Below are 23,087 nucleotides of genomic sequence, written 5' to 3'. Positions count from 1 at the left end.
AATCACTAAGAAATAACCAAACACTCTTAAACCACAGTTATAATATGCGTGCATATTCGGTCTTTTTCAAGTTACTTTTTATATCTGTAATAGGATCTTTTTATTAAAATAGTTATTTTTTAACCCTTAAAATAAAAAGTGCGCTATTGAAAGGGAACTTTTGAATGCTTAATGAATAAAACCTAACTTGCTCAAGCTTTTTTAAATCAGCATACTTTAATACCATATTTTAGTTCACCGTGATTAATCATGAACTTTTCAAACTCTGTATTAGTTTTATTATCACTTTCTATAACAACACTCTACGCACAACTCCCCCAAGATTCGCGTCGAGCTGGTGGAATTGCGGTTATTCCTTTAAATCCAAATATTACTCATGTTACTTTTAAAAATGCCCCTATTTTAGTAATACAAGAAGCAAATACAAAATACGCAATATTTGGAATCCCGCTTTCAACGCCTATCGGTTCTTTACAACTCCAAACCAACGCTGGAGTCATTCCAATTGAAATTAAGGCTTATTCATATGCAGAACAACACTTAACCGTTAAAAATAATGATTATGTGAATCCGAAGCAGGCTCAATTAGATCGTTATGCGCAAGAAGCTAAAGAACAAAATGATATATATACATCATTCACCCCCACAAACTGGATAAGTTTTCCACAATTCATTCGACCTACAACTGGCAAGTTTAGCAATTCATTTGGACGTAAACGCTTTTTTAATGGAGAAGAACGTGCACCACATTCTGGACTAGATATTCCAGCACCTATCGGACAAAAAGTCATTGCTCCTGCAGATGGTATGGTCGTTGCTACTGGGCATTATTTTTTAATGGGAATACTGTACTGATTGATCATGGTCAGGGCTTAATCAGTATGTTTTGTCATTTAAGCCAGATTAATGTTCAAAAAGGACAACCCATAAAACAAGGTGCATTATTGGGATTAGTGGGTCAAACAGGGCGAGTCACTGGCCCACATTTACATTGGGGCATGAATTTGAATAATGCGAGAGTCGATCCTCAATTATTTTTAGCCCGATAATAAAATCATCTGTCATTTAAAAATCAATATTTTGTAAAATCTAAATAATCTGCCTAAGCTTTTATAAAAAACATATTTTGTAATAATTAATTGTGAACAAATAATATCTATCCAGTCATCTCTTTTTTATATGAAAACGATTAAAAAAGCCAATTGTAGTCATTAGCTTTTTTGTTGAAATTTGTAGTTATTAGGCTGGTTTAATTTCAAAATCATGACTAATTTCAACACCACCATCAGCAAGCATTTTACTCGCAGAACAATACTTTTCTGCAGAGAGTTCAACAGCTTTAGCTACTTGCTTCTCTTTAACATCATTGCCAGTCACAACAAAGTGCAAATGAATTTTGGTAAAAACTGCAGGAATAGTTTCTGCACGCTCAGCTTTCAACTCACACACAACACCTGTCACATCTTGACGAGATTTCTTTAATATCGTCACAATATCAAACGAAGCACAACCACCAAGTCCCATTAATATCAACTCCATAGGACGTGGACCACGGTTTTCACCACCATACGCTGATGAGCCATCCATCACGATTTGGTGTCCACTTTCTGATTTTGCTTCAAAAGCAACATTCTCTAACCAATGAACGCTAGTTTGCATTGCAACTACCTTAAAAAAACTATAGATTTACAGGGTACCTGTACACTAGCATAAAATGAGTTGATAAGGAATTTCATCTCTACTGCTCCTATGTGACGAGTTCAATTTAGATCAGCAGATCTAGTTACTATCCAATTCGGAATTTTTTAGCATGTCTTCTAATTTTGCACAACAACTTAGTACAGATGCTTTGTCTCCAGGCCAGCTACCTGAATCAGTCAAAGCTTTACTCAAAAGAGCCCACATTAATCGATTCCCGAAGCGTACAGCAATCATCGATGCAGGTTCTGAGTCAAAGTCTCTGTATCTTATTTTAAAAGGTTCAGTTTCAATTATTTTACGTGAAGATGATGACCGTGAAATTGTTGTAGCATATTTGAACCCTGGGGATTTTTTTGGGGAAATGGGGTTATTTGAGTCAAACCCACAACGTACTGCAGAAGTCAGAACTCGTGATGTCTGTGAAATTGCTGAAATCTCTTATGAGAATTTCCATGAAATCAGCAAACAATATCCTGACTTAAGCTATGCGGTATTTGCTCAATTGGTTCGCCGATTAAAGAACACAACGCGTAAAGTGACAGATCTTGCATTTATTGATGTTTCTGGTCGTATCGCACGTTGCTTAATCGACTTATCTGGGCAACCAGAAGCGATGATTTTACCAAACGGCCGTCAAATTCGTATTACTCGCCAAGAAATTGGGCGAATTGTTGGTTGTTCACGTGAAATGGTCGGTCGTGTTCTTAAAACACTTGAAGAACAAGGCATGATCGAAACTGATGGTAAAGCTATTCTAATCTTCGATGTTTCATTAGAAGAATCTGCAAGCCCTGAAAATGAATTAAACACTGCTGACGAGTAATTCCTCAGCTAAATAGCAATTAAAAGCAAATCTTCGGATTTGCTTTTTTTATGCCATTTAAGTGAGTTTGACTTAACACAGCTGTTTTTTAATCATCAATTTTTCAAAATTTTATTGATCAAAGCTCAAGAGAAAAATTAAATCATTATTGTTTAAGGATATTTTAAAATGAAGTTAAAAGTACTTGGCCAATCTGGATTACTGGTTCCTGAAATTTGTTTAGGAACGATGACGTTTGGCGAACAAAATATTCAATCTGAAGCTTTTGAACAACTCAGCTATGCTTTAGATCAAGGACTATATTTCTGGGACACTGCCGAAATGTATCCTGTTCCCCCTAAACCTGAGACTCAAGGCTCAACTGAAACCATGATTGGCAATTGGATTGCAAAAAATGGACAACGCGATCAACTGTTTATTGCATCTAAAATAGCAGGGCCACAACAAGGTGGTAGCCAAATTCGTAATGGCCAAACTAAATTTATTGAAAGTGAAATTTCTTCAGCCATTGATGGTTCATTAAAGCGCTTACAAACTGATTATATTGATTTGTATCAACTACATTGGCCACAACGCCCAACTAACTTCTTTGGTGTATTAGGTTATAACAACCCGCAAGCTCAACAGAGCATAGACATCACACCTTTAGAGGACACTTTAATCGCACTCTCCAAAGAAGTCAGAAATGGACGAATCCGCCATATCGGGCTGTCTAATGAAACAGCTTGGGGAACCATGAAATTTCTACAATTGGCGGAAAAATTAGGACTTGAGAAAATAGTCAGCGTACAAAATCCTTATAATTTATTAAACCGCACTTATGAAATTGGGATGTCCGAAATTGCTCAACATGAAGGTATTGGACTATTAGCCTACTCTCCGCTTGCCTTTGGTTATTTAACCGGTAAATATCGACATGGTGCAAAACCTGCCACTGGGCGGATTAGTTTATTTTCTCGTTTCTCACGCTATAGCAATCCTGAAAGTATCTGGGCTACAGAACAATATGCATTATTGGCAGAAAAACATGGCCTCAGCTTAACACAACTTGCTTTAGCATTTATTAAACAACAATTTTTCGTCACCAGCACCATTATTGGTGCAACTACGATGCAGCAACTCAAAGAGAATATAGCTGCATTTGATACCAATTTATCCGAAGAAATATTACAAGGCATTGAAAATATTCATCGTCAACAACCCAATCCTGCACCATAGATATTTCTCAATTACCTGTTAAGGTGAAGCACTGCTTCACCTGTCACAAATAATTTATGATTTTCAAAATCAAAAAAATTATAAAAAAAAGGATGCTTATCGCATCCTTTTTTAAACATAACTGCTTATTAACGCTTGTTATAAATTGCTTGAGCTGCTGCTAAATTTTTACGCATCGCATCAATACGCTGAGAATTTGATGGGTGAGTAGATAAGAAAGATGATCCACTCGCACCATCAAGCTTGTTCATTTTCTCCCACAGCGTGATAGCCGCTTGTGGGTTATAACCAGCACGAGCCATCAACATTAAGCCACCTTGGTCTGCACGACTTTCCAGACTACGTGAATAAGGTAAACCCACCCCAATCTGACTCCCTAATTGTGCAGCTGCCGTTCCGAGCTGCCCAACATTACCACCCGCATAACCTAAACCAACATTTAAAGCCAAATCTGTCAGTGCTTGAGCTCCAATTTTATTTTTTGAATGTTCTTCTAAAGCATGAATCATTTCATGCCCCATCACCGCAGCAATTTCAGCATCAGTGAGGTTAAGCTTATTCACAATACCAGTATAGAACACAACCTTACCACCCGGTGCAACATAAGCATTCACTTGATCTGATTTAAGCACTGCCAGTTGCCAATTAAATTTTTGACCAGTTTGATTCACTTGGTCTGCATAAGGTTTTAAACGATTAAATACAGCATTAATTCGCTGATAAGTCGATGAGCTAGTATCTAAAGTTTTATTACCCTGCGCCTCTTGAACCGTTTTATTAAAACCTTGAGCTGCTGCAACATTCAACGTGGCTGAATCTGCTCCTGCCATATCTGCAATTGTGGTACAACCAGATATTGAAACTGCTGTCACTGCACACACACTGAATAGTAAATTTTTATTCATTATTTATATCTTCCAAACATACACATCTATAATTAAGGCGATTATATCCAATTGATTTCTACCCATAAATTAGTTATTGCTTCATATTCATAGCAATTATGTAATCATTACTCAATTAAAAGAACTGAATATATAACCAATAAACCAGACACAGCACATTTAATCCCAAATAAATATGACATAAAGGCTTGATATTTTCTTCGAGCTGCATACTTTTTCTTTTATAAAACAAAAAAGCATTTTGAATTAAAATAACAGGAACCAAAATACAAGCAATAATCACACTCAGACCAAGTAGCGCAGTGTTAATCACATCTGGATCATTGGTTTGCGCTGTGATAATTAGCATAGCAATGGTTGGTGCTCCACCTATTGCAAAAAGTAAGGAATAAAACATCGTTCCTGAGATATTCTTATGCATTTACTTTACTCATATCCTTATTTTCTCTTTGTATTTTAACAAGCAGGAGTCTGCTACAAAGTAATTCAACATGCAACTTTAGTCTTGAAAGATATCTCTCATCTAAAAAATATTTCACACATCAAAACTTATTTTAAATAAATTTAATGACTTAAAATGGAAATACCGACTCCAATAGAGTTTTAAATGCTAATTAAATCCAACTTAAAGTATGATTATTTTTAATTGAGCATAAAAAAAGCTCCCGAAGGAGCTCTTTTAACATCAATGCCTAAGCATCAAATGGATGACGCAACACAATGGTCTCTTCGCGGTCAGGACCCGTTGAAACGATATCGATTGGACATTCAATAAGCTGCTCAATGCGTTTTACATAAGCAATTGCATTTGCTGGCAATTGTTCCATGCTTTTCGCACCGAAAGTTGACTCAGACCAACCTGGCATAGTTTCGTAAATTGGTTTTAACGCTCCAAATGCAAGTGCATCAGAAGAACCCACACAACCTGTATCCACAGATTCGTAACCTACACAGATTTTTATTTCTTCTAAACCGTCAAGAACGTCAAGTTTAGTTAAACAAATACCAGAAAGTGAGTTTACATCTACAGAGCGACGTAAAATTTCTGCATCGAACCAACCACAACGGCGCTGACGGCCAGTAGACGCACCAAATTCAGAACCTTTAGTTCCAAGGTGTTTACCAATTGCATCACCTACGTCATTTGCAGCATCATAAACCAACTCTGTTGGGAATGGGCCTGCACCTACACGTGTTGTATATGCTTTAGTGATACCAAGCACATAGTCAAGGTGCAATGGACCTAAACCTGAACCCGAGCTTACACCACCAGCTGTTGTGTTTGAAGATGTTACATACGGATATGTACCATGATCGACGTCAAGAAGTGAACCTTGAGCGCCTTCAAACATGATGTTTTCACCGTTTTTACGGTAGTTATGCAATTCAGTTGTTACATCCACAACAAGTGGAGCTACAACTTCACGCCATTGGTCGCAAAGCGCAAGTACATCTTCAAGATTAACCGCTTCTACACCATAGAATTGAGTTAATTGGAAGTTATGGTATTCAAGCAGCTCTTCAAGTTGAGCTTTAAGATGTTCACCACCACGCACTAAGTCAGCAACACGAATTGCACGACGTGCAACTTTATCTTCATACGCTGGGCCAATACCACGACCTGTTGTACCAATTTTCGCATTACCACGTTTTTTCTCACGTGCTTGGTCAAGTGCAATATGGTTCGGAAGAATTAAAGGACAGTTTGGAGAGATACGTAAACGTTCTTTAACAGGCACGCCTTCTTTTTCAAGAATAGCCATTTCTTCAATTAGTGCAGCAGGTGAAAGTACAACACCATTACCAATTAAGCACAGTACGTTTTCACGTAAAATACCAGATGGAATGAGGTGTAATACAGTTTTCTTACCACCAACCACGAGTGTATGACCAGCGTTGTGTCCGCCTTGGTAACGAACTACCGCAGCCGCTTGATCTGTGAGCAGGTCGACAATCTTACCTTTACCTTCGTCGCCCCATTGGGTACCGAGTACCACAACATTTTTGCCCATAATAGCCTCATTGCATCATGCTGTTAAAATTGAAAACTTAAATTAGTCACTTGAAACTAATTCACGTCATTAAATCTGTTCGACTTTCCATTCACCTGCAACGTTCACCAATTGATGTGTTGCATGAGGAATTGAATTGAAATCATCATTACCCAATAACTGAATCAAGCCTAAGCCTTGTAAACGAACTTGAGCAATTGCATCAAGCAAATCATGCGATGTACCTTTAGGCGCAACCACAATCGTCGTTTGCTTAAACTGGCCTGCGCTAAGTGCATATAAGTCGCAACTAAAGCCTGTTGCAGGTCGCGCACGACCGAAATGTTCGCCAATACCATCATAACGACCACCTTGAGCTAATGGTGCAGCACGGTTTGGTGCATACACAGCATACATTAAGCCAGTGTGATAATGGTATGAACGTAATTCCACCACATCAATTCCAATGTGGAGATTCGGCCAGCGTGCCTGAATTTCAGTTTGTGTGGTTTGCAACGCATCAAATGCCAATTTAAATGCATCATCTGCCAATATTGCTGCACTTAAATGTGTTTGTAATGCATTAAGATCACTTGAATAACGTCCTAATGCATAGAAATCTGAGCCGAACTTCAATGTTTGAGTAAATTCTGCAAGTTCTGGCAATGCTTTACGCTGATAGATATCCGACAATTGCTTTTCAACTGCTCGGCTTAAGCCTGCATGTTTCACTAAACTGCGGAATAAACCAACATGTCCTAAATCAAGATGAATACCATCAACCAAACCAACTGTTTTGATTAGATTCAGCATGAGGTCGACCATTTCGACATCGGCATCAATACTGTCTGAACCAAATAACTCTGCACCCAATTGGAGTGGTGCACGTGTGGTATTAAACCCTTGAGGTTTCGTATGTAAAACCGTTCCTGCATAACAGTAACGTGCCACACCTTGTACTTGATGTACATGTGCATCAATACGAGCCACTTGTGGTGTCATATCGGCACGGACACCCAGTAAACGGCCTGAAAGTTGGTCGATGACTTTAAAAGTGGCTAAGTCTAAATCTTGATTTGATTCTGAAAGAGAAGATAGAGATTCAATGTATTCGATAAATGGCGTGTACACCAATTGATAACCTCGGGATGCGAGGAAATCTAGTGCGTCACGACGCAAAGTTTCAATCACTTGCGCCTGTTCTGGTAATACATCAGCTACACCATCTGGTAATAACCATGTCTCTGAAATGGGCATGTTGTAAACCTAAATTCTTGTCAGCGCGGAAATAATCCGCATAAAAAAATCGGGAGCACACCCGATTTCTCTTATTTTAGCACGATAGTCAGCACTGTGCATTAGACTTTTTAAGAAAAAAATAGAAATCTTTCTTGTTTATCTACGCCAAGCTAATATCATAAATTCCCTATCAAAAACAATGATTTTCTACAAACCTTCTTTGATTAAACCTCAGAAATAATATCTAAAATAATAACCACCGCTCAAAATCTGTTTTAAAACAATCGTTTTATCTCAGGTTTGAAGAACTATTTTGTAATATTTGAATCAGTTCAGCATTCTGTAACTCTATCTGACTCAATTTCGCTGTCGTTCTATCCAAAACCTCTTGTTGCATGTGCATTTTTTTTGCGAGATCTTGCATAATTTCCAAGGTTCTTTTTAGATGCTCTTCCTGCGCAACAATACGAGAGTCTTCCTCTCCCATCATTTGCGCCAATTGCTTTTGCTCTTTATTTAATAATCCCAACTGCCATACTAAAAAACAACCGCAGCGTAGAGTAAGATCATACCCAATATTACAGACGTCATATTCGTCTCCTCTAGGTTACAGTGCCCTAGCTTGTAAAATTATTTTAAAATAATAATCCAATCTATCAAAAATAAAAAGATTCAGATAAATCCAGTAATCGGTTTGCATACCCCCACTCATTATCATACCAAGCAAATACCTTCGCTTGCTGCCCAACCACCATGGTTTGAGTTAAATCGACAATCAAAGAATAAGGTGAATGATTAAAATCACTCGAGACGAGTGGCTCTTCTGTAACTGACATAATTTCAGCATAATCCACAGCAGCCGCTTTGATCAGCGCTTCATTAATTAAATGCACTGTAATACGCGACTGAGAAATAAAAGTTAAATCAATGGCCGCTACATTAATGGTTGGAACACGTATGGAATAACCGTCAATACGACCTTCCATTTTTGGCATCACTTGTTTTAAAGCCCCCAAAGCAGAAGATGTTGTTGGAATAATATTGTGCCCTGATGCTCGCGCACGACGTAAATCACGATGCGCATGGTCTAAAACGGATTGATCGGCTGTGACTGCATGAATTTCGGTCATTAATGCGGTATCTATACCAAAAGCATCATCAATAATTTTAACCAATGGAACTAAGGCTTGGGTCGTACATGAAACACCTGAAATAATTTGATCACTGGCTTGAACTTCATGATGATTTACACCGTACACAATTGCTGCATCGACCGTATCAAACGGAGCTGCACCAATGATGACGCGTTTCGCCCCTGCTCTTATATGTTTAGTGGCTGCAACTCTAGATCGAAATAAACCTGTACATTCTAAAACAAGGTCGATACCCAAGATATTCCAAGGCAATAATTCAGGATCTTCCACACACAAAACTTGTACTTTTAATTGGGTTTGTGCTGCTTCTATTTGCATATAAATGTGTTCATTTTCTTGAACGACATTGACCTTTCCATTAAACCGACCATGCGTTGAGTCATATTTAAATAAATGTACTAAGGTTTCAACATCAGCAATATCGTTAATCGCAACGATTTCAAAATGGAAGTTCTTTGGATTTTCAAACCAAGCTCGTAATACGTTTCGCCCAATTCGCCCGAATCCATTTATCGCCACTCGTTGCATCATTTGTCCTTTATGTGAAAAGCATTATTTTTAACACTGCCTATATGTTATCGGATTTATGTTTATGACCGCTATAATTTGCTAAATCAGAATGTAAATATCTTATGTTTATTGCTGAATTGATTAAAATTCGACTCAGTAATAAATATTTGACTTTAACGTTCACATAAAATAATCATCAACCATTCATGTTTTTAAATTTTTCATCAACAATTTCTATGAAGCACCTAAATTCATCCATGCAGTATAAAGAATGCATTAAGATGTTAATTTTTCTGCTAAAGCTTAAACTAAAGTACTAAATTCAAATTATTAGAATTGTCATTAATTCAGCTTAAAATCATTGGTGGATCAGGCTTTTTCCGTTATAATTTGGCGTTTTTTAAAAATTAAGCCGCGCATACTAAGCGAGCAAACATGATTAGACTCAGTTAGTATGCTTTTAGCCAATACGAAAATTAAGGAGTGACTTGGTTGTGAGTACTCGTTTTATGACAACTGCTGAAATACGTGAAGCTTTTTTGCGTTACTTTGAATCGCAAGGGCATACACGTGTCGCGTCGAGTTCACTTGTACCCGCCAACGACCCTACTTTGCTGTTTACCAATGCAGGTATGAACCAGTTTAAAGACTGCTTCCTTGGCTTAGAAAAACGTGATTATGTTCGTGCAACAACATCACAAAAATGTGTTCGTGCTGGTGGTAAACATAACGACTTAGATAATGTCGGATATACAGCACGTCACCACACTTTCTTCGAAATGCTGGGTAACTTTTCTTTTGGCGATTACTTTAAACGTGATGCCATCAAGTTTGCTTGGGACTTTTTAACCGGTAATGAATGGTTAGCACTGCCTAAAGATAAACTCTATGCCACGGTTTATCATACCGATGATGAAGCCTTCGACATTTGGAATAAAGAGATTGGTTTAGCCGCAGATCGTATTATCCGTATTGGTGATAACAAAGGCGAAAAATACGCGTCTGATAACTTCTGGGCAATGGGTGACACTGGTCCTTGTGGTCCTTGTTCAGAAATCTTCTTTGACCATGGCGACCACATCTGGGGTGGCTTACCTGGCACACCTGAAGAAGATGGCGACCGTTTCATTGAAATCTGGAACAACGTCTTCATGCAGTTCAACCGTACTGCTGATGGTGTGTTACATGCTTTACCCGCCCCTTCTGTCGATACAGGTATGGGCTTAGAACGTATTTCTGCTGTACTGCAACATGTTAATTCAAACTATGAAATTGACTTGTTCCAACACTTATTAAAAGCATCGACCGACATTATTGGTTTTGATGCATCAGCTCTTGAAGCTGAAGCCAAAGAAAAAAATAGCCTTGTAGACTATCCTGCTTCATTAAAAGTCGTTGCTGATCATGCACGTTCGTGCTGCTTCCTGATTGCTGATGGCGTAAATGCATCCAATGAAGGCCGTGGTTATGTATTACGTCGCATTATTCGTCGCGCAGTTCGCCACGGTAACAAAATGGGTGCTACAGGTACATTCTTCTACAAAATGTTGCAACCGCTGATTGAAGTTATGGGTGAAGCATACCCTGAACTTGTTGAACGTCGCAGTGTGATTGAAGCAACCTTAATTCGTGAAGAAGAACTTTTTGCTAAAACACTTGAACAAGGTTTGAAATTACTTGAAGGTGAATTGAGTAACCTAAAAGGCAAAATCATCCCTGGTGAAACAGTTTTCAAACTTTATGATACTTATGGTTTCCCAGCTGACTTAACCGCTGACATTGCACGTGAACGTGATTTAGAAATTGATCAAGCTGGTTTTGAAGTTGAAATGGCAGCTCAGCGTCAACGTGCTCGTGATGCGGGTAAATTTACCGTTGACTATAACAGTATCATTAAAGTAGAGAGTGAAACTCAATTTGATGGCTATGATGCAACTCAAGGTCAAGGTCAAATCATTGCAATCTATAAAGATGGCGAACAAGTTGATGAAGTCACTGAAGGCGATGAAGCCCTCATCGTATTAAACCAAACGCCTTTCTATGCAGAAAGTGGTGGTCAAATTGGTGATACAGGTCTCTTCAAAAACGATACCGGTATTTTTGAAGTTCAAGATACCAAAAAATCTGGTGGTGCATTTGTCCATCAAGGTATCGTGACTATGGGTAGCTTAAAAGCCAATCAAAGTGTTGACGCCATTGTAAAAGCGGACATTCGTGAAGCTACTGCCCGCAATCACTCTGCAACACATTTGTTACATGCGGCTCTACGTCAAGTTTTAGGTTCTCATGTACAACAAAAAGGTTCTTTGGTTGCTAGCGATATTTTACGCTTTGACTTTGCCAATGACCAACCTGTAACTTTCGAGCAATTGCAACAGGTTGAACGCATTGTGAATCGCGAGGTGATTGCCAATACAGCCGTTTCAACCGAACTTTTAGACATTGATGCAGCCAAAGAAAAAGGTGCAATGATGTTGTTTGATGAAAAATACGGTGACGAAGTTCGTGTACTTTCTATGGGCTCAATCCAAGAAGATAAAAACTTCTCCATTGAACTGTGTGGCGGTATTCACGTCAAACGCACTGGTGATATTGGTTTATTCAAAATTACATCTGAAGGTGGTGTTGCTGCTGGCGTACGTCGTATTGAGGCCGTTACAGGTACTCAAGCTTTAGACATCGTGCAAAAAACTGATGCAGATATTCAACACATCAATGCATTATTGAAAGCACAAAAAAATCAGACTGTTGAAAAAGTTGAAGCGATGGTTGAAACTGCACATCAGCTGCAAAAACACATAGATCAATTGAATCAAAAGTTAGCGAATTTCCAATCTGCTGAACTTTTAAGCCAAGTTCAAACGATTGCGACTCGCTCAACGCTCATTACCACTGTTCAAGGTCAAGATGCGAAGTCCCTTCGTAATTTACACGACAGTGTGAAATCTAAATTAGACAATGCAGTAATCGTTCTTGCAGGTGTCGATGGTGACAAAGTGAGCCTGATTGCATCTGTAGCGAAAGAGTTTACTGCAAATATTAAAGCAGGTGACATCATCAAACACTTAGCTACTGAACTTGGTGGTAAAGGTGGTGGTAAACCTGATTTAGCACAAGGTGGCGCGCCACTTAACGAGAAGTTTGATCCAGTGATGGCAGGTTTAACTGCTTGGCTTGAGCAAAAATAACTTCACTTTTTGTGTAACGAATCCTGAAAAGGTACTTCAGGATTATGGCTTTTATGGAACAACTATGGCATTAATCGTTCAAAAATATGGTGGTACCTCTATGGGTACTCCCGAGCGCATTTTAAATGTTGCTCGTCGTATAAAGCGCTGGCATGACCACGGCCACAAAGTGGTTGTGGTAGTCTCTGCAATGAGTGGCGAAACCAATCGTCTACTTGCTTTAGCGAAAGCCATTACCGAAACCCCTGACCCACGTGAACTTGATCAAATGGTGTCTACAGGGGAACAGGTCACGATTTCAATGTTAGCGATGGCGCTCAATTCAATTGGTGTCGAAGCTAAGTCTTTAACGGGTCGTCAAGTCGGGATTAAAACGGACAGCGCATTTACCAAAGCACGTATTGAATCGATTGATACTGATGTCATGACCAGTCACTTAGATGCAGGTCGTGTCATAGTTGTTGCAGGCTTCCAAGGTTTTGATAGTAATGGCAACACCACGACTTTAGGTCGTGGTGGTTCTGATACCTCAGGTGTTGCATTGGCAGCGGCTTTAAAAGCAGATGAATGCCAAATTTACACGGATGTCGATGGTGTTTATACCACTGACCCTCGTGTTGCACCAAAAGCTAAAAAAATTGATCGTATTTCATTTGAGGAAATGCTTGAAATGGCATCTCTCGGCTCTAAGGTCTTGCAAATTCGTTCGGTTGAATTTGCTGGAAAATACCAAGTGCCTTTACGTGTATTATCGAGTTTTGATAATGATGATGATGGCGCATTTGATGAAGATTTCAAACAAAATGTCGGGACACTAATCACCACTGAAACGGAAGACAACATGGAAAATCCTATTATCTCAGGTATTGCTTTCAATCGTGACGAAGCTAAATTAACTATTTTAGGTGTGCCGGATGAACCAGGTATCGCTGCTAAAATTTTATGTCCGATTGGTGATGCAAACATTGAAGTGGATATGATTATCCAAAATGTTGAAGAAGATGGAACCACTGATTTCACCTTCACCGTTAATCGCAGTGAATTGAAAAAAGCTACCGCAATTCTTGAAGACACAGCACAAAAAATTGGTGCACGTGAAGTTGCCACTCGTGATGATATTGTCAAAGTATCTATCGTCGGTGTTGGTATGCGCTCACATGCAGGTGTTGCAAGTAAAATGTTTACTGCTTTAGCAAGTGAAGGTATCAATATTTTGATGATTTCGACTTCAGAAATTAAGATTTCTGTGATCATTGAAGAAAATTACTTAGAACTTGCTGTACGTACACTTCACACCGCTTTTGGTTTAGACCGTGAACATGGCGAATCAAGTGTTCGTGCTTAATTTTTAAGCTTTTATTGAATGATTTATTAGTTTATATCAAATAATAAAAAAATCTGAGCCACTATAGTTTTTCTTATAGTGGCTCTGTTATATTAAACCCACAGGTTTTTTTGGAAAAACTGAACAGAGCTGTTAGAATTGCATAATTCATCACAATTATCTGTTAAGATTCCATCTGATACCGAGGTTGTTGCTTTCACTTTTTTGAAAAAACTATCGCAGGTTTAGCGTTTAAGCAAGGAGATAAACATGCTGATTCTGACTCGTCGTGTCGGAGAAACATTAATGATTGGAGATCAAGTCAGTGTTACTGTACTTGGTGTCAAAGGCAATCAAGTTCGTATTGGTGTGAATGCACCGAAAGAAGTTTCTGTCCATCGTGAAGAAATTTACCAACGCATTCAACATGAACGCGCCATGCACGAGCATCTTCAACATATTGACCAAGATTATCAGCCTTCTTTCGAAGATGATAATGTGGCACAAAACAACTATAATCGATGAGATTATTAAGTTTTGAAAAATAAAGCGGCTCAAAAGGCCGCTTTAAATTTATCATTCAGTCTAATTTTAAGGTTTATTCCAAACCTAATGCTCTTTTAACGGGTGCATAACTGCGACGATGCTGATCAATCACACCATGTATGGCAATCGCCTCAAAATGTGCTTTGGTCGGATAGCCTTTATGTTGAGCAAAGCCATATTGTGGATATAACTTGTCTAGCTCCACCATGTCATGATCACGAGTCACTTTTGCTAAAATACTCGCCGCACTAATCTCAGCGTGAATTGCATCCCCCCCCACGACAGCATCACAGCTGACCACTAAGCCCTGTGGTACCTTATTACCATCCACCAACACATGCTCAGCTGGAACCTTTAAGGCTTCGACTGCACGGCGCATGGCAAGTAAAGATGCTTGTAAAATATTGATTTCATCAATTTCCAGATGCGATGCTTCCGCAATTGCCCACGCAATGGCTTTTTCTTGTATTTCTTTAAATAATTTTTCACGTTTTTTTTCAGTGAGTTTTTTAGAATCATTTAATCCTTCAATAGGATTATTGGGATCTAAAATCACAGCAGCAGCAACCACAGAACCAACCAAAGGTCCACGCCCTGCTTCATCTACACCAGCAACTAACATGTCTTTACCTATCTATATCAAAAAAGGCTGAACCTGTCAGCCTCTTCAATTCTAACATGAGATTAGCGAACCGCTTCAGCTACACATGCATTAATTGTTTTGGTGACTGCATTCGCAACAATCGTTGCACGTGCACTTGGATCTAATGCAGCAGTTGCTATATCTACAGCCGTTATACTTTGTGGTGCTTTATCACTCACACAACCACAAATTTCACCTTGAACATTAGTTTTTTGATCAGTAGTCATCAATTTAGTTGCAGTTTTCCATGCTGGAAGATTATTCAGTTCAGTGGTACATTTTGTATTAATTGCAATTTTTAAAGCGACTGTACCCAATTGTTGCGTAGTCGTACCAGCAGCCGATGTACCCATTGAATCAGTAGTTGCACACGCTGTTAAAACAAGGCAAAGAGGTGCAAGCATAGCAACTAATTTTTTCACAGTTGATCCTTTGGTTCTGAAAATAAGTGCGCGTATTGTGCCTAATCTTATGCCGAGATAACACCTAAAATACTCGGTATGCACGCAATGTGCTCTTAGTCGCTTAAATTCTCAACGCATTATCGAATAACGTTTCAATTATAAAACAATACGTTGATTTTTTAGCACTGATTTAATCTTTAAAAATAAATATGATATGAACTAAATTGAACACTTATTTTAGAGAGCAGCATGCAAAAAAAAACACAATACTATACAAGAACGGCGCAATACCTGCATTGGATTATGGCAATTATATTTATAAGTGCATGGCTCATTGGCTTTTATAGTGGAAATTTTCTCAGCTATGATACGGATGGCAGTTTAAAAGGCACAATCATCACCCTGCACAAGAATATTGCCACTGTCATTATTTTTTTAGTGATCATTCGAATTTTTTGGCGTTATACACACCCTGCCCCACAATTACCCGATGCCATGTCACCAACCATGAAAACTATGGCACATTTAGGTCATTTGGTTTTATATCTGTTGTTATTGGCTTTACCTATCACTGGTTGTATATTCAGTTGGAGTGCTGGACACCCCGCACCTGTGCTTTACTTATTTGAAATACCACGTTTAGTTCAAGATAATCCTGATTTACTCGATATTATAAAACCGATTCATATTTATCTTTCATGGTTTGCAGGCATCGTTGTATTAGGCCACATATTCATGGCTCTAAAACATCATTTTATTGATAAAGACAATGTTCTACGCAGTATGCTTCGTCAGGAAAAATAATATTATCCGCGCATGTCCGCATTTTATTGAGCGAATACATGCGCTTTTTTTAGCATAGTTATTTTAAAAATTCTGTGCGCAGCCTTTTAAACTATTCATTACAGCCCGCGTCATTAATTCATTTTTGGCTGATTCATTTACAGAAGCAATTAAAATTTCTTTTGCGGAAATATCACGCATTGCATTTTCACTCACACATCCACAGACTTTGTTTTGAGTACGACTTTGTTGAGCAGCTGATAAAAACAATGCGGATGCTTGCCAAATTTTTGATGCTTTTAATTCAGAAGCACATTGTTGTTCAATCAGTGGCTTTAACATTTTCTGGATTAATGACAGTTCTTTACCTGAAGTTGCAGCATAGACCATTGAACTGCTCATAAAAATGAGCCCCAATAGAATCTTTAATAAATATCGCACAATACATCCTTTAAAAATAAAGCAGTACCCATCAGATACTGCTTTATTTAAATAAACAAACGCTTAAATTTTAAATCAAGAACATCACAATTATGCTAGAGCATCAATTTGTTGCATCCACTTTTGTTTTTCTACATCTGTAATAAACGAAGCTTCAAACGAATTTTTTGCGAGCTTTTTAAGTTCTGCATTGGACAAATCTAAAGACTCAGCAATCGCAATAAAATTATCATTCATGTAGCCACCAAAATAAGATGGATCATCTGAATTTACCGTGACATGTACACCCTGCTGCAATAATCGCTGAATATTATGTTCAGCCATATCATCTACCACACAGAGTTTTAAATTACTCAATGGGCATACTGTGAGTGGCATTTTTTCTGCAATCAGACGTTCTAGTAATTTTGGATCTTCTTCTGAACGTACACCATGATCAACACGGTTTACTTTCAATAAATCTAAAGCTTCCCAAACATATTCCGCTGGACCTTCTTCGCCAGCATGTGCAACGACAAGAAAACCTTCCTCACGTGCTTTTGCAAATACTCGTTCAAATTTAGCAGGCGGATGACCCAATTCACTTGAATCTAAACCCACTGCAATAATTTGATCTTTAAATGGCAATGCCTGTGCTAAAGTTTCAAACGCTGCCTCTTCGCTGAGATGACGTAAAAAACACATAATCAATTCAGCGCTAATTCCCAATTTAACTTGGGCATCAGTACATGCACGTTTTAAACCATTGAATACCGTTTCAAATGCAATACCACGATCTGTATGCGTTTGTGGATCGAAGAATATTTCAGTATGTACCACTTTATCTTCAGCACATTTTTCAAAATAAGCCCAAGCTAAATCATAGAAGTCTTGTTCATGTACCAAAACATTGGCACCCGCATAATAGATATCTAAAAATGATTGCAAATTATGGAAGTTATATGCCTGCTTGAGCTCTTCAACTGATTTATATGGAATCTCAATTTGATTACGCTGAGCGATCGCAAACATGAGTTCTGGCTCAAACGTTCCTTCGATATGTACATGTAATTCAGCTTTTGGTAAAGCACGAATGAGTTCAATTCTATTCACGAGATATCCTCAGTATAAAACATCTAAATAACCAAAATAAAAAAGGGTGCAAACCAAGTTTACACCCTCAATCTAAATGAATAAATTAGCCACCAAATACAGCAAATTTAATCATCCAAAGCACTGCAATAATCCATACCATATAAGGCACAGTAGCCGCTTTACCGGTAAACAATTTAATCAATGCATAACTAATAAAGCCCATGGCAATACCATCTGCGATTGAGTAGGTAAATGGCATAAATACAATGGTCAAAAATGCAGGAACGGCTTCGGTAATATCATCCCACTCGATATTCACAATGCCTTGAATCATCAACACGCCCACAAACAATAGTGCAGGTGCTGTGGCGAAACCTGGTACAGATTGAGCCAATGGTGCAAGGAATAAACATGCAATAAACAGTAAACCTACAACAACAGCAGTTAAACCCGTACGACCACCTGCAGCGACACCTGCTGATGATTCGATATAAGGCGTCGTTGAAGATGTTCCTAAAGCTGCACCTGCAACAATTGCAGTCGAATCAGCAAATAGTGCCTTTTTCAAACGTGGCAATTTACCATCTTTAAGTAAACCTGCGCGATGTGATACACCAACCAACGTACCAGTTGAGTCGAACAAATCTACAAGGAAGAAAACAAAAATTACACCCACTAAACTTGCAGTGAATAAACCTTTAAAATCCATTTGTAAGAATGTCGGTGCAATAGATGGAATCGCCCCTACAACACCTTTAAATTCATTTAAACCGAGTGCCGTTGCCAATACAGTAATCACTAGAATACTGATGATAATTGCACCGCGCACTCTGAAGTGATGCATAATCACCACAAGGAAGAAGCCCAACAATGACAATAATACTGTCGGTTGTTTAATATCACCTAGGCCCACTAAGGTCGCTTGATTATCAACAATAATTCCTGCATTTTTTAATGCAACCAAGGCAAGGAATAAACCGATACCACCGCCAATAGCAAACTTCAAAGACATTGGAATTGCATTGACAATCGCTTCACGGATTTTAAACATGCTGATTACAATAAAGATCAAACCCGACATAAATACAGCAGCAAGTGCAGTCTGCCAAGGCACACCCATTCCAATACACACTGAATAAGTGAAATAAGCATTTAAGCCCATTCCCGGTGCGAGTGCGATCGGATAATTCGCCACAATCCCCATCACCAAACAACCAATTGCAGCGGCCAAACATGTGGCCACGAATACTGCACCATGATCCATTCCAGTTGCTGAAAGAATCAAAGGATTGACAATAATGATATAACACATCGTTAAAAATGTGGTTACACCTGCAAGGACTTCGGTTCTGAATGTAGTCTTGTTCTCGCTAAGTTTAAATAAGCGTTCAAGCAAACCCGCTGAAGGATTTGAAGTGGTCATTGTTGAGCCCCTATTGAGTTTGAGCTAGGCGTTAAGTGAAGTTTTGAGCATTCATTAAATGAACATTGGCAAATGTAGCTCGAATGAAGCATTCAATAAACATACCAAAATGACTTTCCCGATAAAGCAATCTACTGAACTAAAAAAGCTGCCTGTAAGCAGCTTTTAAATCAAGATGAAATAGTGACTAGACTATTTTTCTTTATCGTATGATATTTTACGAATTATAACATATTGTTTAAATATTTTTATGAATACCGATGATAAGTTGTTACCACTCGGTCAGAGTATTGGATTTGAAAAATTATTATAGAATCTGTTTCATTACTAAATAGATGAATCTATTGATCAGTTAGACTAAAAATTTGATGTTGATATGCATGATGACTTCATAGCATTAAACACATCAATATAATGATTTCAAAAGTAAAATGAACTTAGAACATCTACTGAAACATCCACTCTCAAGAAACTTTCAAATAGGAACTCCACATTCCAATTTGAATGAATAGAGCAACTAGAAAAAATAGAAAGCTAAAAAAAAGATTACTATCATCATTTTAACTTTCTATTTATGAACACTTTAACTTATTAAACACTTATTTATTGCCACCATTCCAAATTTTGACCAACGGCGGCAACTACTTCTAACATCCCTGTACAGTTGTAAATAATATATCAAAATCAAACCACTGCTTTTAATCACACCCAACCGTACTTTTCCAACTTAGCTTGTTAATATCAATGCAATTTTAACAATACTCAATGTTCTAAGCATCTAAAAGGACTGAACCAAATTTTTCACGCAAATCTTTTTTAAGAAGCTTCCCTGTACCACCAATGGGCATCACATCCACAAAAATAACCTTATCTGGTATTTGCCACTTCGCAATTTTGTCCGAATAATAATTTAAAATATCGGCTTCCGTGATTTGACTTGCAACTGATTTTTTAGCAATCAACACTGGGCGTTCATCCCATTTTGCATGACGAGCGGCAATGACAGCCACGCTATCAATTTCAGGATGTCCTATTGCAATATTTTCTAATTCAACGGATGAAATCCACTCGCCACCTGATTTAATTAAATCTTTGGAGCGATCTCTAATCGATAAATATCCATCTTCATCCAGTGTGGCAATATCGCCAGTGTCAAACCAACCATCTACAGTTAATGCATTTTCATTCTTACCAAAATAAGAATCGATAATCCAATGCCCTTTAATTTGCAAATGACCTGCCGTTTGACCATCACGTTGCAATTCTTTCATGCCTTGCTCTTCATCACTGATGCGCAATGTCACACCAAAGGGCGGACGGCCTTGTGAGAATCGAAGATTAAATTGCTCTGCTTCAGATAATTCAAAATGCTTGGCTTTTAACTGATTGACTGCACCGACTGGACTTGTTTCCGTCATCCCCCAAGCATGAATCGTTTCACACTGATATAGCTCTCGAAATGTAGTAATCATAGAAGGTGGACAAGCAGCTCCACCCACCACATTCCGTTTCAGGCTGACGAGTCGACTACCCAAATCATGAGCTGCGGTTAATAATCCTTGCCAAATCGTCGGTACACCTAAGGCGTTAGTGACTTTGTACTGATCAATTAAATTGACCAAACTTACGCCATCTAGCATTGGCCCAGGAAGAACTAAACTACAACCCACCATCGCTGCGGCATAAGGTGTGCCCCAAGCATTGACATGAAACATTGGCACCACAGGTAATATAGTGTCATGTGCAGATAAATTGAGTGAGTCAGGCAAACTAATTGCATAACTATGTAATACCGTTGAGCGATGACTATAAAGAACGCCTTTAGGATTTCCTGTTGTTCCCGATGTATAGCAAAGTGAGCTTGCTAAATTCTCTTCAACTTGTGGCCACACATAATGATCCGATTGCGTTGCAATCAACTCATCATAGAACTTCACTTCAGGAAAGGATTCTATGACTGCTGCATCATAATGATCCAAACATATAAAATGTTCTACATGGGGAAGAGATGCTTTAATTGAGACGATTAAAGGCAAGAAGGTTTTATCAAAAATTACCACTTTATCATGTGCATCATTAATGATGTAAATGAGCTGTTCAGGGAAAAGTCGAGGATTAATAGTATGACAAATTAAGCCACTTCCAGATATCGCATACCATGCTTCTAAATGACGATGGTTATTCCATGCAATGGTTGCGACTCGATCACTTAAAGATAATCCAAATGATTGTAAAACATTGGCAAAACGTTTTGAATTTTTTGCAATTTTCGACCAATTGGTTTGAGTCATACTACCATCTGTATTCTTAGAAATGATGGCAGTATCCCCATGATACATTTCAGCATGTTCAATTAAATTACTAATTAAAAGTGGCTGAAACATCATATTTCCATGCATTGAAATGTCCTTATCTTCCGATGATAATCAAGTAAATTTTAAGTTTTAAATCAGATGACATCGATTTTTAAGCTAAGAAACTACAGACTCTAATGATTTACATTTTGTCATCTGGTCACTAAAAATTATCATTTAGTCACTATTATTAATATTTTTTCTATTTTATTTATTCTTCTTATCTTCAATTAAATAATAGCCATGTACTCATCCTTCCAAAACCATGATGCCCTCTCATTTTATTAAAAAATACAATATCTAAGCTAACCCTCTTCGCCAACGACCTGGGGTGATCTGATACCAACGTTTAAAGGCACGAGTAAAATTAGCTTGATCTTCATAACCCAGTTGATTGGCAACATCAACAATAAGTAGGTTTTTATTGGTTAATAGTCGAATCGAGTTTTTCTTTCTAACCTCATCTAAGAGTGACTCAAATGTGGTCTTATATTTGTTTAAATAACGATATAAAGTAAAACGATGCACTGAAAAATGTTCTGCGACTCGATCCATCGTACAGATACCTTGTGGTAATAATGCTTCGATCACTTGGCATACCTGTACATCTAAATCAAAATCTTTATGTGTGGTGTGTAACGCTGATAAATGGCCACGTAGAAAATGGTCTAATTGATTGTCATGTCCGATACGTTGCTGATCGAGTTGCACCTGTGGAAACAATAACTCACATTGCGACTGTCCAAACCATACAGGACATCGAAAAAATGCCTCATATAAATGAGCTGATGCAGGCTTAGGATATGATATTCGTACCAATGTTGGGCGCCATGATTGTCCTAAAATCATCTCCATAATTGAAACCATTGCAACCAGATATCCTGTTTGAAATTGTTCTTTACTGGGAATATTACCTTCTATCGCAATCCGAATCCCTGCGTATCCTTGTTCTTCTGTTAAAATAAAATGAATGCCTTTGTACCACAAGTTACTATAATGAAATAAACTTTGCATAGCATCACGTAATGTCGCTGCATTCAATACTAAAAAGCGCAATGGACCAATATTCGTCAGACATGCATCCTGACCAACCAACAAGCCCAAATGATCACAACCTGTTAATTGCTTTGCAGCTTCATAAATTTCACCATGGGTTTGAAAAGAAATTGGAGTGAGCTTGTGATCTAAATCTTCTTGTCGAATATTAAATTGCTGAAACAACAACCATGGATCGAAACCTTGATCTTGTAAAAAACGAGATAAGAAAGAAAGTATGCCGATAGGTGTGGATTTTTCTTTAATTTCTAAATTGACATTTTTCATCTCAACCTCCTTTTCAAGATAAAGAAAAAATTATTTTGTAATT

At 38.1% G+C, this 23,087-nt stretch carries 20 protein-coding genes and 1 pseudogene; 7 read left to right on the top strand and 14 right to left on the bottom strand.

Annotation, left to right across the window (positions count from 1 at the left end; translation table 11 throughout):
• The first annotated feature begins 249 nt into the window (after positions 1-249).
• Positions 250-1,049: pseudogene (locus tag B9T28_RS07215) on the top strand (peptidoglycan DD-metalloendopeptidase family protein).
• A gap of 190 nt (positions 1,050-1,239) precedes the next feature.
• On the opposite strand, the gene B9T28_RS07210 reads toward B9T28_RS07215, so the two are convergent.
• A complete protein-coding gene (locus B9T28_RS07210) occupies positions 1,240-1,659 on the bottom strand; it encodes an OsmC family protein (RefSeq protein WP_086203319.1) in 420 nt (139 codons plus the stop codon).
• A 151-nt stretch (positions 1,660-1,810) separates the two neighbouring features.
• Between B9T28_RS07210 and crp the strand changes: the two genes are divergently transcribed.
• Positions 1,811-2,524 (top strand): cAMP-activated global transcriptional regulator CRP, encoded by a 714-nt coding sequence (gene crp / locus B9T28_RS07205; RefSeq protein ID WP_086203318.1) that lies wholly within the window; start codon positions 1,811-1,813, stop codon positions 2,522-2,524.
• Positions 2,525-2,692: 168 nt separating this feature from the next.
• Positions 2,693-3,742, top strand: coding sequence for an NADP(H)-dependent aldo-keto reductase (locus B9T28_RS07200; protein WP_086203317.1), 1,050 nt, complete (start codon positions 2,693-2,695; stop codon positions 3,740-3,742).
• A 128-nt stretch (positions 3,743-3,870) separates the two neighbouring features.
• Here B9T28_RS07200 and B9T28_RS07195 read toward each other — a convergent pair whose 3' ends face one another.
• From B9T28_RS07195 to B9T28_RS07170, 6 genes are all read right to left on the bottom strand, one after another.
• The gene (locus B9T28_RS07195) at positions 3,871-4,647 is read right to left on the bottom strand and encodes a M48 family metallopeptidase (protein ID WP_086203316.1); all 777 of its coding nucleotides are present in this window, start codon (positions 4,645-4,647) and stop codon (positions 3,871-3,873) included.
• A 115-nt stretch (positions 4,648-4,762) separates the two neighbouring features.
• Positions 4,763-5,068: a hypothetical protein gene (locus tag B9T28_RS07190; RefSeq protein WP_086203315.1), complete on the bottom strand. Its 306-nt coding sequence runs from the start codon at positions 5,066-5,068 to the stop codon at positions 4,763-4,765.
• A gap of 271 nt (positions 5,069-5,339) precedes the next feature.
• Positions 5,340-6,659 carry an adenylosuccinate synthase gene (locus B9T28_RS07185; protein ID WP_086203314.1) on the bottom strand — a complete coding sequence of 440 codons (1,320 nt, stop codon included), beginning with the start codon at positions 6,657-6,659 and terminating at the stop codon, positions 5,340-5,342.
• 69 nt (positions 6,660-6,728) lie between these two features.
• The gene (locus tag B9T28_RS07180; RefSeq protein ID WP_086203313.1) at positions 6,729-7,895 is read right to left on the bottom strand and encodes an ATP phosphoribosyltransferase regulatory subunit; all 1,167 of its coding nucleotides are present in this window, start codon (positions 7,893-7,895) and stop codon (positions 6,729-6,731) included.
• 271 nt (positions 7,896-8,166) lie between these two features.
• A complete protein-coding gene (locus B9T28_RS07175; RefSeq protein WP_434057125.1) occupies positions 8,167-8,367 on the bottom strand; it encodes a hypothetical protein in 201 nt (66 codons plus the stop codon).
• Between the two features lie 166 nt (positions 8,368-8,533).
• On the bottom strand, positions 8,534-9,559 hold the full coding sequence (locus B9T28_RS07170; protein WP_086203312.1) for a type I glyceraldehyde-3-phosphate dehydrogenase: 1,026 nt from the start codon (positions 9,557-9,559) through the stop codon (positions 8,534-8,536).
• A 476-nt stretch (positions 9,560-10,035) separates the two neighbouring features.
• Here B9T28_RS07170 and alaS point away from each other — a divergent pair, with 476 nt between their 5' ends.
• The 3 genes from alaS to csrA all read left to right on the top strand — a co-directional run bounded on the left by alaS (position 10,036) and on the right by csrA (position 14,578).
• On the top strand, positions 10,036-12,729 hold the full coding sequence (alaS, locus tag B9T28_RS07165) for an alanine--tRNA ligase (RefSeq protein WP_171263471.1): 2,694 nt from the start codon (positions 10,036-10,038) through the stop codon (positions 12,727-12,729).
• A gap of 64 nt (positions 12,730-12,793) precedes the next feature.
• Positions 12,794-14,074, top strand: a complete 1,281-nt coding sequence (locus tag B9T28_RS07160) for an aspartate kinase (protein WP_086203310.1) — start codon at positions 12,794-12,796, stop codon at positions 14,072-14,074.
• 249 nt (positions 14,075-14,323) lie between these two features.
• Positions 14,324-14,578, top strand: coding sequence for a carbon storage regulator CsrA (gene csrA / locus B9T28_RS07155; RefSeq protein WP_086203309.1), 255 nt, complete (start codon positions 14,324-14,326; stop codon positions 14,576-14,578).
• A 73-nt stretch (positions 14,579-14,651) separates the two neighbouring features.
• On the opposite strand, the gene rnhB is transcribed toward csrA, so the two are convergent.
• Together rnhB and B9T28_RS07145 are read right to left on the bottom strand one after the other, a co-directional pair.
• Positions 14,652-15,221 (bottom strand): ribonuclease HII, encoded by a 570-nt coding sequence (rnhB, locus tag B9T28_RS07150; protein ID WP_086203308.1) that lies wholly within the window; start codon positions 15,219-15,221, stop codon positions 14,652-14,654.
• 62 nt (positions 15,222-15,283) lie between these two features.
• Positions 15,284-15,664, bottom strand: coding sequence for a hypothetical protein (locus B9T28_RS07145; RefSeq protein ID WP_086203307.1), 381 nt, complete (start codon positions 15,662-15,664; stop codon positions 15,284-15,286).
• Between the two features lie 231 nt (positions 15,665-15,895).
• On the opposite strand from B9T28_RS07145, the gene B9T28_RS07140 reads away from it, so the two are divergent.
• Positions 15,896-16,450: a cytochrome b gene (locus B9T28_RS07140; protein ID WP_086203306.1), complete on the top strand. Its 555-nt coding sequence runs from the start codon at positions 15,896-15,898 to the stop codon at positions 16,448-16,450.
• Between the two features lie 63 nt (positions 16,451-16,513).
• On the opposite strand, the gene B9T28_RS07135 is transcribed toward B9T28_RS07140, so the two are convergent.
• The 5 genes from B9T28_RS07135 to B9T28_RS07115 form a co-directional block, all read right to left on the bottom strand.
• The gene (locus B9T28_RS07135; RefSeq protein WP_086203305.1) at positions 16,514-16,831 is read right to left on the bottom strand and encodes a hypothetical protein; all 318 of its coding nucleotides are present in this window, start codon (positions 16,829-16,831) and stop codon (positions 16,514-16,516) included.
• Between the two features lie 129 nt (positions 16,832-16,960).
• The gene (locus B9T28_RS07130; protein ID WP_086203304.1) at positions 16,961-17,962 is read right to left on the bottom strand and encodes an adenosine deaminase; all 1,002 of its coding nucleotides are present in this window, start codon (positions 17,960-17,962) and stop codon (positions 16,961-16,963) included.
• Between the two features lie 85 nt (positions 17,963-18,047).
• Positions 18,048-19,367 (bottom strand): NCS2 family permease, encoded by a 1,320-nt coding sequence (locus tag B9T28_RS07125; RefSeq protein ID WP_086203303.1) that lies wholly within the window; start codon positions 19,365-19,367, stop codon positions 18,048-18,050.
• 770 nt (positions 19,368-20,137) lie between these two features.
• Complete coding sequence (locus tag B9T28_RS07120) at positions 20,138-21,766, bottom strand: long-chain fatty acid--CoA ligase (protein ID WP_086203302.1); 1,629 nt, start codon at positions 21,764-21,766, stop codon at positions 20,138-20,140.
• A 255-nt stretch (positions 21,767-22,021) separates the two neighbouring features.
• Positions 22,022-23,044, bottom strand: a complete 1,023-nt coding sequence (locus B9T28_RS07115) for an AraC family transcriptional regulator (protein ID WP_086203301.1) — start codon at positions 23,042-23,044, stop codon at positions 22,022-22,024.
• Positions 23,045-23,087 lie beyond the last annotated feature (43 nt).

Source organism: Acinetobacter silvestris (assembly GCF_002135235.1).
Taxonomy (GTDB): Bacteria; Pseudomonadota; Gammaproteobacteria; order Pseudomonadales; family Moraxellaceae; genus Acinetobacter; species Acinetobacter silvestris.
Note: the sequence above shows the minus strand (reverse complement) of the source record. Positions and strands in the feature narration are given on the sequence as shown.